We start from the raw sequence: 12,801 nt of genomic DNA, 5'->3' as shown, positions 1-12,801 counted from the left end.
GTATAATTGCAACCCAGGATTTTTAACTTTATTCAATAAGTAACCATCGAAAAAAGAGGTACTCCTGAATAAAGTTAAAGAGAAAAAATGGGGTATTTATTAATTAGGTTAATTTCAAGCGATCGATGAGTATTTTAGCGATGCCATCGTCATTATTGGTTGTGGTAATTTCATTGGCAATATTTTTTAAAGAAGGAATACCATTGCCCATCGCTACACCGATGCCGGCGTAATCAATCATTTCTAAATCGTTATCTTCATCACCGAATGCAATAATACGCTCGCGTGGGATACCTAAATCTTTTGCTACATGAGCGATTCCCACTGCTTTATTTAAGCCGCGGCGAACAATTTCTATAATGTGAAGTGGTGCTCCCCAGCGGCGATGCTCAATGACCTCAGCATGAACTGCCTGTAAATGATCACGAATAATCATGGAATTTACTTCATTCGCTTGAATCAGTAAACTAGTTGGGTTATCAAGTAAATGGGTATAGAGATCTCCAAGAGTGATTTTTGGATTCCCCATGTTAAAAATATTTAATATCCGTTCATCCTCTGTATGCACGTAAATATCGTCCTTAACTTCCGCAATAATATTTTCGTATTCATAGCTATTAATGGACTCGACGACATTATGCACTACGCCTAAATCAATAGGAGTATGCATAGTCTGCCAAGCAGCATTTTTTGGATGGTGGACGTAAGCACCATTAAAATTCACGATGGGCGTTGTAAGGCCAAGCTCGTGATAATATATATCACTCGCACGATAAGGACGACCTGTAGCAATCATAACTTGATGGCCTTGTTCCTTTGCCTGCAATAATGTTTTTTTAGTTTTAGCTGAAATTTGTTGTTGGTCCGTTAATAACGTACCATCTAAGTCTAAAACGATTAAATGCGGTTTCATAGCTCATTGCCCCTTTCCTATAATTTGAATAGTATCTCTTTGTAAACCATTCGTCAAAATTTTGTCACATCGAGAAAAGTTTGCTAACATAAAGATGAGACAAAAGTTGGGAGTGACAAAGATGATTGTTGAAAAAGAATTGTGGGGAAATATTCCTTTATTACATATACATACAGAAAATATGAATGAAACAACCCCAGTAGTGATTTTTTTACATGGCTTTATGAGCGCAAAAGAACATAACTTACATTATGCATACCAGTTAGTAGGCAACGGGGTGCGTGTCCTATTACCAGATGCAAAATTACATGGCGACCGTAGTGAAGGCCTATCTGAGATGAAAATGAGCTTACATTTTTGGGATATTGTTTTAAATTCTATTCATGAAGTTGAACAATTATATAATGAATTAAAGAATAAAAAATTATTACTGAATGATAAAATTGGCGTTGCTGGTACATCGATGGGTGGAATTGTAACATCAGGCTGTTTAAAGCGTTATGACTGGATTAAAACAGCAGCAGTATGCATGGGCGCACCAGGATTTCTTAAATTAGCGGAGTATCAATTACAGCAATTCGCTAAAAGCGGTGTAGATTTGCCAATGTCTGAAGAAGAAGTACAACAAACGAATGAGCTTCTTGCTAAATATGATGTCAGCTTAACACCAGAAAAATTCGCAGGACGACCTGTGTTATTTTGGCATGGGGAATTAGATAAAACTGTACCTTTTAATGAAACGTATAATTTTTATTTAACTTTACGCAAATATTATGAAAAAAATCCAGAAGACTTAGAATTCTTAGCTAATAAAAGAGCGGGCCATGCTGTGTCACGAAACGGTATGTTAGCAGCAACTGAATGGCTTGCACAGCATTTGGCATAATAAGATGCATCTGCTATGATTAAGTTAACACTGTGACGGAAGGAGAAATACAAATGGATCAAGATATGAAAGACAGCATGTTCGGTGCATTAGAGAATGTAATTGACCCTGAGCTTGGTATTGATATCGTCAACTTAGGTTTAGTATATGATGTAGATTTAGATGAAGAGGGTGCAGCAACCGTTACAATGACGTTAACGTCTATGGGTTGCCCAATGGGACCTGTTATTGTTGATCAAGTGAATACGGCATTAAGTGAGCTGCCTGAGGTAAAAAGTACAAATGTCAACATTGTATGGAATCCACCTTGGTCAAAAGATAAAATGTCACGCTATGCAAAAATGGCATTAGGTGTACGCTAAGTCCACTTAAAGCACAATAAAAAATCCCCGCTTGCAATGAAGTGAGCGGGGATTTTTGCTGTCGAAAAACTATAGTTTCAATGGAATTTAGGTGTCAAAAAAAGTATGGCTCTCTGCAAAACGTGTGGTTGATTTCCGTTCCGGCTGGGCGCTTTCCTGGGGGCGTCCGATGAGCCGCTTCACTCGCGACGCTCGCTCCAGGGTCTCGGGCCAACACGATGTTGGTCACGAAGGCGTTATCACAGGACGTGATGGTTTTAGCCTTCGCTCCTCTATTGCTGATCCCCAAGGAGTCGCCCAGCCTCCACTCCAATCAACCACTTCTCTTAGTATGTATCTTCTGGCATGTTACTTTAATTTATAGCGATAAAACGGAATTTCAGCAAGAAGTGTTTTGTGCGAAAGTGAAGCGTCAGCAAGATTAGGTGTACAATAGCATTACTGTTATAAATTTCTTCTGATTGATTATGGTGAGTAGCCATAGCGTTCACTTTTGAAATAATATAAAATTTATAAAAGTTCTACGTTATCGCTAATTGGAGTGGAAGGCTACTCGACTCCCGTGGGAAAGCAAGACAGGCGAGACCCTGAGGCCAACACGATGTTGGTCACGAAGGCGTTGTCACAGGACGTGACGCACTTAGCCTTCGTTCCTTCAGCGGAGGAAGCGGCTCGACGCTCGCCCACAGGAAAGCGAGTAGCCTGGAACGGAAATCCCCCTCATTTAAAGATTAAAATATTCACAATGATTTCCTTGATCATTATATGAAAACCCCGCTTATAACTCATAAGCGGGGTTTTTGTGTGTAACGATTTAATCGATACGACATATTTGTAACGGACAATTCTCACAGGCGATTTCATCCTTTAAAAATTGTACATCGTGAATGGTAATATAACCTTTTTCAAAGGATATGATATTTTGCTTTTTTAAGTCATTAAGCATACGATTAATCATTTCTCGACTCGTCGCACATAAATTAGCGATTTCTGTATTTGTTAATGGGAGGTCAATATAAATAGTGTCATTTTCTGTAGGTTTACCATAAGTATTCGAAAGGCGGATGAGTGTAGAAAATAAAGCGCCCTTTTTACCATTTAAAACTAAATCACGCAAACGACTTTGATGTTTTAAATTTTCTGTTTGCAACCACTTCATATATTCCACCATTAAATCAGGTTGTTCCACTAGTAAAAGTTCCAATGATTCACGGCTTAGTACATATAAACTAGAGGGTTCTAAAACTTTAGCAGTCATGGAATTGTATGCAAGATTACAAAATAATGAGCCTTCACCAATAATACTATCTGGACCACAAATACGAATGGTTAATTCCTTTCCATTCTCCGTTTCCTGACTAATCGAGATAGCGCCTGTTTTTATATAATATATTTCTTTCGCACGTTCGCCCTCTAAAAAAATTTTACTATCCTTATTCACTTTAATGAAAATACCGTGCTTTTGAAAAAAATCGTGAAATTTTTCTTGTATATTATCCATTATAACCATATCTCCAACACATCGCTTTCTTTTTGTAAAAATTATCTAATTATTACAAAAGGATGGTGAACAATTTCGATACTAAATCTAAGAAACATACTTTTATTATAACGTAGTTTCCCAGTTATAAGAGAAGAAATTTTAGGGCTAATTCTTTGCGAAGGTTTGTCGTATGTTGTAAAATAAAGTTAGTCAAAAAAGGTCAAACATTTTTTTGTGAAACAGAATGGCAAACGGGATTCCGCTTAACATTATTGAAAAGGAGTGCTAAATATGCAATTTCAACAAACTAATGACAAAAAACCATTAGAACAATTTGGACGTAATTTAATTGAAGAAGTAAAAAACGGTAAAATGGACCCGGTAATCGGCCGTGATGAAGAAATTCGGAATGTTATTCGTATTTTAACACGTAAAACAAAAAATAATCCTGTCTTAATAGGTGAGCCGGGGGTTGGTAAAACAGCTATTGTTGAAGGGTTAGCCCAACGTATCGTAAAGGGCGATGTGCCTGAGGGGTTAAAGGATTGCATACTGTATGAGTTAGATATGAGTGCCTTAATAGCAGGTGCTAGTTATCGTGGACAATTTGAAGAGCGCTTAAAGAGTGTTTTAAAAGAGGTAAAAGACTCAGAGGGGCGCATCATTTTATTTATAGATGAAATTCATACGATTGTTGGTGCAGGTAAAACGGATGGTGCGATGGACGCTGGGAATATGCTAAAGCCAATGCTTGCACGAGGTGAGCTACATTGTATCGGAGCTACAACATTAGATGAATACCGTATGTATATTGAAAAAGATCCTGCTTTAGAGCGTCGTTTCCAACAAGTGCTTGTACGTGAGCCCTCTATTGAAGATACAGTTTCCATTTTACGCGGCTTGAAAGAGCGCTTTGAGTTACATCATGCGGTACGCATTCATGACCGTGCGATTGTAGCGGCAGCAGAGCTTTCAGATCGCTATATTACAGAGCGTTTCCTGCCAGATAAGGCTATCGATTTAATCGATGAAGCATGTGCGATGATTCGAACAGAAATTGATTCCATGCCACAGGAATTGGATGCAGTAAAACGCCGTATTATGCAGCTTGAAATTGAGGAACAAGCATTACGTAAAGAAAAGGACGAGGCAAGTAAAAAGCGTCTAGAGCAACTCAGTGAGGAATTAACAAAGCTGAAAGAATCTTCTGAGGGCATGCTTAAACAATGGGAAACCGAAAAAGAAGCGTTACATGGCATTCAGAAAAAACGTGAAAAACTAGATAAATACCGTCGTGACTTAGATGAAGCAGAAAGTAAATATGATTTAAATAAAGCAGCCGAACTACGTCATGGGAAAATTCCTACGCTTGAAAAGGAAATTCAAGAGATGGAAAAACAATTAGAGAATGGTACGGAATCACGTATTTTACGTGAAGAGGTAACAGCTGATGAAATCGCATCTATTGTTTCACGCTGGACAGGGATACCAGTGACGAAATTAGTAGAAGGTGAGCGTGAGAAATTATTGCGCTTGAAAGATACATTGCATGAGCGTGTAGTCGGACAAGATAATGCTGTACAACTTGTTACAGAAGCAGTATGGCGTGCTCGAGCTGGTATTAAAGACCCGCATCGACCAATTGGTAGCTTTTTATTCCTAGGGCCAACAGGTGTTGGTAAAACAGAGCTTGCCAAGGCACTAGCGGCACAGCTGTTTGATTCTGAGGATCATTTTATTCGCATTGATATGAGTGAGTATATGGAGAAGCATAGTGTATCACGTCTTGTAGGGGCACCTCCAGGCTATATTGGCTATGAGGAAGGTGGACAATTAACAGAAGCTGTTCGCCGAAATCCATATTCAGTTGTATTGTTAGATGAAATTGAAAAAGCTCACCCTGATGTTGCAAATATTTTACTGCAAATTTTAGATGATGGACGCATTACGGATAGCCAAGGTCGTATAGTCAACTTTACGAACACAGTGGTTATTTTAACTTCTAATATTGGCTCAAGCTATTTAATGGAAGCAAAAGAAGACGATGTAGCAGTGGAGGATTTAGTGATGGCTGCACTGCGTCAACACTTTAAACCAGAGCTGTTAAATCGTATGGATGATATCATTATGTTCCATGCGCTATCGGATGAGCACTTCACAGCGATTGCTTGGAAATATGTCGAACAGCTTGTCAAACGAGTTGCAGAGCAAGAAATTACTTTACAAGTAGAACAAAATGTAATTGACTGGGTTGTAGAACAAGGAGCAGATGCTCAGTTTGGCGCTAGACCACTAAAACGCTTCGTGCAACGTTATATTGAAACTGCGGTTGCAAAGGAATTGCTTCGAGGTGAAGTATTACCAGGAGAAACATTGCACATTAGAATGCATGATGGCCAATGCATCGTTGAAAAATAACAAAAAAACCTGTTCCGCATTGAGCGAAACAGGTTTTTTCTAGTTGAATTAATGATTGTCTGCAGCTTCTGGAGTTGACTCGTTTGGAATAACTGCACCGATGATGAAAACAAGAATTGTAAATACAACTGATGTGACAACAGCAGTTTGGAAATCAAAATCTACACCAAGTACAGAGCTTACTACGTAGTTTAACATTGAAACTAGTAGGAATGACCATATGAATGTTACGATATATTGCATTAATTTCACCTCAACCGAACTTTTTTATATCATTATCATATCATAACATAAATCGAAAAAAAAAGAACCTTTTCTGTGAAACATGGCGAATTTTTCACAACGATAATCTTACTTTTGTTCTTTCATGTAGGCTGTTTTCTCAAAGATTGTTGCTGTTAAAACTAAAAGACAGATTTAATCTACAAAATGTGTAGGATAAATCTGTCTTTTCGGTTTGATATTTCGTGAATCGAAAATTTAACGAAAGCTTTGGTTAGTTGAAGAAAAAACATTCAATATTTTTAAAATATTTCACTTACTTCTATGTAAAATAACTATTTTCCTCGTGGCCAAATGAAATATGAAATAGATATGATAAAATCAATTCCCAGTACTAAAGACCATACTTTTAGTGTTTCAAAAAGTTTAGAGCTACGGTCCGCATCATTTACTAGGTATATCAATATTAATAAAAATCCTGCTCCGATGATATATGCAAATAAATGCTGAAAAGACCCTTTCAAAGAATTACGAGCATATGCGAAACCAGTCTTTTTTTCAGGTTTTGTTCCCTCTTTTTTTATGTAGTATAAGAACCTTTCATCAGCCCAACGAACGATACTCTTGCCAAAAGCAATCGACACACCTAAATAGATAGCGGCAATTGCATGAGACGTAGTTGCATTTCCACCCTTTAATAGATCTATAGCAGTTACGATTAACAGAAACAAATCAATCACGGGTGTTAGAAGTAAAAAGAACGATCCCATTTTTTTGAAGTTATATACATAACGTAAAGTTAGACCGAGTATTATAACAATCCAAAAACCAATTTCTGCTGCAATAATTGACCAAGTAATAAAATTCAATTAACCACCCCACACTTTTACTTACAAAAAATCTAGTAGTATAAAAACACACGCTTATATAGCGTATATTATATTATAAGGAGAAACAATAAAAAAAATTCCATCATTTATCAATTTAACCATATTAATTCAGAGAAAACCTCTTTTTGCTTCGCTAATTGAATAACAGTAAACCACTGAATCCGCTTAAAAAGCATCTGATAAATGGTGCTCTTTGCCTTTTCTTATTGCTTCAATTGTGAAATAGTTAGATTTTTGACAAGTTGAAATAAGCATTTGCTCTACCCGATTTTCAAATGCCAAGTTTTTATGTAACTCAAGCCAACGATACCAGTAAAGGTAACTATCCAAATAATACGTACCAACGCCCTGAAATCGTTCCATCCATCCTTTCAAACGGCGATGGAAGTTATTAACGTGTTGTATATGGAATATCCCTTTTTTTACTCGTTGATTTTGATTAAGATTAACTGTTTCGTGTTTAAGATTTTTTGCTGCTGCAAATTTTTTATAATTGGTAGCGGTATCCGTGCATTGGTCATGTTTAATTTGAAACTTTTTTACATACCATTCGTATTATAACTAGACCATTCGAATTGATAGAACTGAAAAAAGGGAGAAATGAATTTTTGAACCATTGAATGAAACAATTACTTTTTGTGATTTACTTAATTACCATTGCGGATGCGTATTACTCAACGTTGTTTATTGAACCGAAAACACCACCGCAACACCAGACGATTAAAGCGTCAGCCATTACGTTGACACAACTACGGTAGCAAACCTAACAAAAAGAAATGTAGAACACGTCGTTTGAAACCTTCTGTACTGCGACCCATCAAGCGATTTCTTCAGAGCATTAAGTGTTCCAAAGAGAATAGGATCCTTAACGACCTATTAGAGAATAGATTGGACGTACGCAGATTCATGCGAGAGCCACCTTTCATCTTTTTACGATATCGACTTTTACGTTGTTGATAATATATATGTTAACAATTGTTAGGCTAAAGCTGCAGATTTATTTGCAGCTTTTTTTCATTAACCGCCATTATTAAATTTTTCAGCCTCACTTTTCAAAAAAAATGCTTTTCTTGCATTAGCTCTAAAAATTGAAGATGACATTTGTTAAATCGTATGCCATGTATATAAGTTGATTGGAGTGGAGGCTTTGCGTATCGGACGCCCCAAGTCGGAACGGAAATCAACCCCACGTTATGGTAATGAGGAACGTTAAATTTAATTCATCTTGCACCTCTCCTTCATTATGAGTTATAATTATGACCAGTTACTAATAATTGATAGTAAGAAAGCAGAGGGGTTGCTAAATGAACGCTGGTATTATAGGAATTGGCAAATATGTTCCGGAGAAAGTCGTTACAAATTTTGATTTAGAAAAAATTATGGACACTTCGGATGAATGGATTCGTACTCGTACAGGGATTGAAGAACGCCATTTTGCCGCAGATGACCAAGAAACTTCAGATTTAGCAGTAGCTGCAGCAAAAGAGGCTATTGCAAAAGCAGGTATTACACCAGAGGAAATAGGCTTAATACTTGTAGCAACAGTAACACAAGATCAAAACTTTCCAAGTGTAGCATGTATGGTTCAGGAGCAAATTGGAGCAGTCAATGCAGCTGCGATGGACCAAGCGGCTGCATGTGCAGGATTTATATATAGTTTAGTGACAGCAAAGCAATTTGTAGAATCAAATGCTTATAAATATGTCTTAGTAGTAGGTGTTGAAAAACTGTCGAAAGTACTTGATTGGGAAGACCGTAATACCGCTGTGTTATTTGGTGACGGTGCAAGTGCAGCAGTTGTTGGTCCAGTATCAGAAGGTAGAGGTATTTTATCATTTGAGCTTGGTGCTGACGGTACAGGTGGAAAGAATTTGTATTTAACACAGCAGGATACAATCGCTATGAATGGACGTGAAGTATTTAAATTTGCCGTTCGTCAAATGGGTGAATCTGCAATGAACGTTTTAGAAAAAGCAGGTTTAACAAAAGAAGACGTAGATTTTTTAGTGCCGCATCAGGCAAATATTCGAATTATGGAATCAGCGCGGGAGCGTCTAGAGCTACCACCGGAAAAAATGTCAAAAACGATCCACAAATATGGGAATACGTCGGCAGCATCTATTGGTATTTCCTTGGTAGATGAGCTTGAGGCAGGTAAGATTAAAGATGATGATTTATTAGTACTTGTTGGATTTGGCGGTGGCTTAACATGGGGTGCCGTTACAATTAGATGGGGAAAATAAAAAACGAAAAATGCTTGAGGGGAGTAAGACAATGAGTAAACGACGAGTAGTAATTACAGGAATTGGCGCAGTTACACCACTAGGAAATAGCATCGAAGAAACATGGACTAACATTAAAGCAGGAAAATCTGGCGTTGGTGAATTAACACGTTTAAATAAAGATCTTTTCGCAGCAAAAATTGCCGCTGAAGTGAAAGACTTCAATATTGAAAAGTATATTGAACGTAAAGAAGCTCGTAAAATGGATCGCTTTACACAGTATGCTTTAGCAGCGTCTATCATGGCGATGGAAGATGCACAATTAACAATCGATGAAGAACTAGCACCACGAGCAGGTGTCTGGATTGGCTCTGGAATCGGTGGTATGGAAACATACGAACAACAATTTTTAACATTCCAAGAGCGTGGAGCAAGACGTGTAAGTCCATTCTTCATTCCAATGATGATTCCGGATATGGCTTCAGGCCAAGTATCGATTCACTTTGGGGCAAAGGGCATTAACTCTTGTTCAGTAACTGCTTGTGCTTCAGGTACAAACTCCATTGGGGATGCTTTTAAAGTAATTGAACGTGGCGACGCAGATGTAATGATTTCTGGTGGTGCAGAATCGCCAATCGTTACGATGGCAGTAGCAGGCTTCTGCGCAAATACTGCACTATCTTTAAATACAGATCCAGAAACTGCTTGCCGTCCATTCGATAAAAATCGCGATGGTTTCATTATCGGTGAAGGTGCGGGTATTGTTATTTTGGAAGAGTATGAGCACGCAAAAGCACGCGGTGCAAAAATCTACGCAGAAGTTCTTGGCTATGGTGCAACAGGGGATGCGCATCATATTACAGCTCCAGCTCCAGAAGGAGAAGGTGCTTCTCGTGCGATGATGCAAGCTTTAACTGATGGCGGCGTAGAAGCTTCACAAGTAGACTATATTAACGCACATGGAACAAGTACACCTTATAATGATTTATTTGAAACACAGGCAGTAAAAACAGTTTTTGGTGAACATGCTTATAAGCTTGCAATGAGTTCTACAAAATCAATGACAGGTCACTTATTAGGTGCAGCTGGTGGTGTTGAAGCTATTTTCACAGCGCTAGCACTTAAAGAAGGCATTTTACCACCGACAATTAATTTAACAGATCCAGATCCAGATTGTGATTTAGATTATGTACCGAATGAAGCTCGAAAAGCAGAGATTAAATATGCTATGAGTAACTCACTTGGGTTTGGTGGACACAACGCTAGTCTACTATTCAAAAAAATCGAGGAATAATAAAGTATAACTTTAATCAGTAGGGGTTCTTCAACTTCCACTGATTTTTAGTATTTAACCAAGGCTCTTCTGCAAAACGAGTAGTTGATTTGCGTTCCGACTGGGTGCTTCGTTGTTGCTGACGCTTCGCTTTCGCACAAAAAACATCCGCTTCGCTGCAGGGTCTCGAGCCAACATGATGGTGGTCACGAAGGAGTCGCCCAGTCTCCACTCCAATCAACCATTCTACAGCAAAATGCCTTTAGCGGTAGTAACAATAGATGGACAATCAATTCACTGTTATAAGTCTATTCTGTTCGATTAGTCTTTCAATAACATAAAAAACGTCAGCCTAATTTACTTGGCTGACGTCTTTTTTTATAGTTTTGTGAATAGATGATAATTAAGAAGAAATAGAAAGGATGCCCTTATCTTGTTCCGACTCTTTTTATTTTTAATGAGCTATGGCTTATTGATTCTCTCAGTAGGGAATCTCATCTTGTATTTGAATTATCGGACACTCGGATATTCCTGGCTAGTAGTTTTTAAGTACATGGCACATACATCAGCATTTTATATGGCCATTGGATCAGCCGTTGTGTTATGCGCTGTTGTGCTTGATCTTGGTTATGATAAAACTCTAGATGAAAAGGATAAGATGTGACTCTTAAATTCCTCTCTTTTTGGCCAAGCTCTTACAATCATCTCTTCGTTTTTTTGATAAAGTTGACTTATTAGCGACGTGCACGACCAAGGCCCATTGCTTCTTCCATGCGTTTTAATGTAGCACTTGCAATTGCATTTGCCTTTTCAGCACCTGCATCTAAAATAATATCTAATTCTGATGATTCTACTAAATTATAGAACTTCTCTTGAATTGGTGTCAGGTGATCAATAACCGCTGCTGCAACACCTTGTTTGAAACCACCATAGCCAACGCCTTCGTATTTTTTAACCAGATCGTCAATAGATACGCCTGAAATAGCAGATTCGATTGTTAGTAAATTAGAAACACCAGGTTTATTTTCTACATCAAATGCCACAATACCATCAGAGTCAGTAACAGCCGACTTAATTTTTTTCTCAATATCTTTAGCTGAATCTAAAAGCTTGATTGTCGCTTTTGTATTTGGATCAGATTTACTCATTTTCTTTGTAGGTTCTTGTAGTGATTTGATACGAGCACCTGCTTTTGGTAATTGAATTTCAGGAATCGTTAAAACGTCACCATAACGTTTGTTAAAGCGCTCTGCTAGATCACGAGTAAGCTCAATATGCTGCTTCTGATCATCACCGACAGGGACAATGTTTGTATTATACAAAAGGATGTCTGCTGCCATTAATGGTGGATATGTTAGTAGAGCGGCAGATACGCTTTCCTTACCGTGAGATTTATCCTTGAACTGTGTCATACGTTCAAGTTCTCCAATTGCTGCGACACATTGTAACATCCAGCCTGCCTGTGCATGTGCTGGCACTTCTGATTGAATAAATAATGTAGATTTTTTAGGATCGATACCAGTAGCAATATACGTAGCTGCTAGGTTGCGAATATTTTGACGTAATTCCTTTGGATCTTGTGCCACTGTTATTGCATGCTGATCGACGATACAATAAACTGCATCTCCTTCATCTTGTAATGCAGGGAATTGCTTAAACGCACCTAAATAATTCCCTAGAGTTACAATACCTGTTGGCTGTACGCCTGAAAAAATAGTTGTCATTGTCATTTCCTCCTAGAATTTTGTTACCTCAGATAGTCTTTACATAAGACCTGATCCATTGATTAACTTATTTCAGCGGGTGTACAAACTCCACTGAAATAGAAGAACTCAGTCTAAGAACGCCACGTCCTGTGGTAACGACTGAGTGACCAACATCATGTTGGCCTAAGCCTCCGGCGGATGTCACGGAAATCGGAAAGGAGTTTATAAAGGATGTTAGCCTAAAAACATCGCAACCATGCGATAATGGCTAACTTACCTGCATCACGCAGGCCTAAGTACAAAGCCGATTCCGGACGCAATTATGCCGAGGCATAATTAATCCAAAATAAAAAACATCATGCGTCCTCATTAGTTTTCTAATGAAGGGACGAATGATGTTTGAATCCGCGGTACCACCCAGCTTGC

At 38.1% G+C, this 12,801-nt stretch carries 13 protein-coding genes, 1 pseudogene and 1 other annotated feature (1 of these 15 cut by a window edge); of the genes and pseudogenes, 8 read left to right on the top strand and 6 right to left on the bottom strand.

Going from position 1 to position 12,801, the window contains the following annotated elements; translation table 11 throughout:
* Positions 1–103 precede the first annotated feature (103 nt).
* A complete protein-coding gene (locus tag ACYQ73_RS05275; protein WP_460011475.1) occupies positions 104–913 on the bottom strand; it encodes a Cof-type HAD-IIB family hydrolase in 810 nt (269 codons plus the stop codon).
* Between the two features lie 121 nt (positions 914–1,034).
* Between ACYQ73_RS05275 and ACYQ73_RS05270 the strand changes: the two genes are divergently transcribed.
* The 3 genes from ACYQ73_RS05270 (at position 1,035) to ACYQ73_RS05260 (ending at position 2,525) form a co-directional block, all read left to right on the top strand.
* Complete coding sequence (locus tag ACYQ73_RS05270) at positions 1,035–1,799, top strand: prolyl oligopeptidase family serine peptidase (RefSeq protein WP_460011474.1); 765 nt, start codon at positions 1,035–1,037, stop codon at positions 1,797–1,799.
* 53 nt (positions 1,800–1,852) lie between these two features.
* Positions 1,853–2,161 carry a metal-sulfur cluster assembly factor gene (locus ACYQ73_RS05265; protein WP_460011473.1) on the top strand — a complete coding sequence of 103 codons (309 nt, stop codon included), beginning with the start codon at positions 1,853–1,855 and terminating at the stop codon, positions 2,159–2,161.
* Between the two features lie 169 nt (positions 2,162–2,330).
* Entirely contained in the window at positions 2,331–2,525 is a 195-nt protein-coding gene (locus tag ACYQ73_RS05260) for a hypothetical protein (RefSeq protein ID WP_460011472.1), read from the top strand.
* A 450-nt stretch (positions 2,526–2,975) separates the two neighbouring features.
* Here ACYQ73_RS05260 and ACYQ73_RS05255 read toward each other — a convergent pair whose 3' ends face one another.
* Positions 2,976–3,662 carry a Crp/Fnr family transcriptional regulator gene (locus tag ACYQ73_RS05255; protein ID WP_460011471.1) on the bottom strand — a complete coding sequence of 229 codons (687 nt, stop codon included), beginning with the start codon at positions 3,660–3,662 and terminating at the stop codon, positions 2,976–2,978.
* 273 nt (positions 3,663–3,935) lie between these two features.
* On the opposite strand from ACYQ73_RS05255, the gene ACYQ73_RS05250 reads away from it, so the two are divergent.
* Positions 3,936–6,062 (top strand): ATP-dependent Clp protease ATP-binding subunit, encoded by a 2,127-nt coding sequence (locus tag ACYQ73_RS05250; RefSeq protein ID WP_460011470.1) that lies wholly within the window; start codon positions 3,936–3,938, stop codon positions 6,060–6,062.
* A 48-nt stretch (positions 6,063–6,110) separates the two neighbouring features.
* Here the strand turns inward: ACYQ73_RS05250 and ACYQ73_RS05245 are convergent, their stop codons facing one another.
* From ACYQ73_RS05245 to ACYQ73_RS05235, 3 genes and pseudogenes are all read right to left on the bottom strand, one after another.
* Positions 6,111–6,305 carry a YjzD family protein gene (locus ACYQ73_RS05245; RefSeq protein WP_132363953.1) on the bottom strand — a complete coding sequence of 65 codons (195 nt, stop codon included), beginning with the start codon at positions 6,303–6,305 and terminating at the stop codon, positions 6,111–6,113.
* Between the two features lie 314 nt (positions 6,306–6,619).
* Positions 6,620–7,153 carry a hypothetical protein gene (locus tag ACYQ73_RS05240; RefSeq protein WP_132358150.1) on the bottom strand — a complete coding sequence of 178 codons (534 nt, stop codon included), beginning with the start codon at positions 7,151–7,153 and terminating at the stop codon, positions 6,620–6,622.
* A 186-nt stretch (positions 7,154–7,339) separates the two neighbouring features.
* A pseudogene (locus tag ACYQ73_RS05235) lies at positions 7,340–7,594 on the bottom strand (hypothetical protein); the annotation flags it as partial.
* A gap of 884 nt (positions 7,595–8,478) precedes the next feature.
* On the opposite strand from ACYQ73_RS05235, the gene ACYQ73_RS05230 reads away from it, so the two are divergent.
* The 4 genes from ACYQ73_RS05230 to ACYQ73_RS05215 all read left to right on the top strand — a co-directional run bounded on the left by ACYQ73_RS05230 (position 8,479) and on the right by ACYQ73_RS05215 (position 11,333).
* Positions 8,479–9,417 carry a beta-ketoacyl-ACP synthase III gene (locus ACYQ73_RS05230; RefSeq protein ID WP_460011469.1) on the top strand — a complete coding sequence of 313 codons (939 nt, stop codon included), beginning with the start codon at positions 8,479–8,481 and terminating at the stop codon, positions 9,415–9,417.
* 31 nt (positions 9,418–9,448) lie between these two features.
* Positions 9,449–10,690 (top strand): beta-ketoacyl-ACP synthase II, encoded by a 1,242-nt coding sequence (gene fabF, locus ACYQ73_RS05225; protein ID WP_460011468.1) that lies wholly within the window; start codon positions 9,449–9,451, stop codon positions 10,688–10,690.
* Between the two features lie 84 nt (positions 10,691–10,774).
* On the top strand, positions 10,775–10,975 hold the full coding sequence (locus tag ACYQ73_RS05220; protein WP_460011467.1) for a hypothetical protein: 201 nt from the start codon (positions 10,775–10,777) through the stop codon (positions 10,973–10,975).
* A 127-nt stretch (positions 10,976–11,102) separates the two neighbouring features.
* On the top strand, positions 11,103–11,333 hold the full coding sequence (locus tag ACYQ73_RS05215) for a hypothetical protein (RefSeq protein WP_460011466.1): 231 nt from the start codon (positions 11,103–11,105) through the stop codon (positions 11,331–11,333).
* A gap of 70 nt (positions 11,334–11,403) precedes the next feature.
* Here ACYQ73_RS05215 and trpS read toward each other — a convergent pair whose 3' ends face one another.
* The gene (gene trpS / locus ACYQ73_RS05210) at positions 11,404–12,393 is read right to left on the bottom strand and encodes a tryptophan--tRNA ligase (protein ID WP_460011465.1); all 990 of its coding nucleotides are present in this window, start codon (positions 12,391–12,393) and stop codon (positions 11,404–11,406) included.
* 363 nt (positions 12,394–12,756) lie between these two features.
* Positions 12,757–12,801: a binding site (T-box leader), on the bottom strand (it continues 189 nt past the right edge of the window).

The organism is Lysinibacillus sp. CTST325 (assembly GCF_054665055.1).
This window is presented reverse-complemented; position numbering and strand designations above follow the sequence as displayed.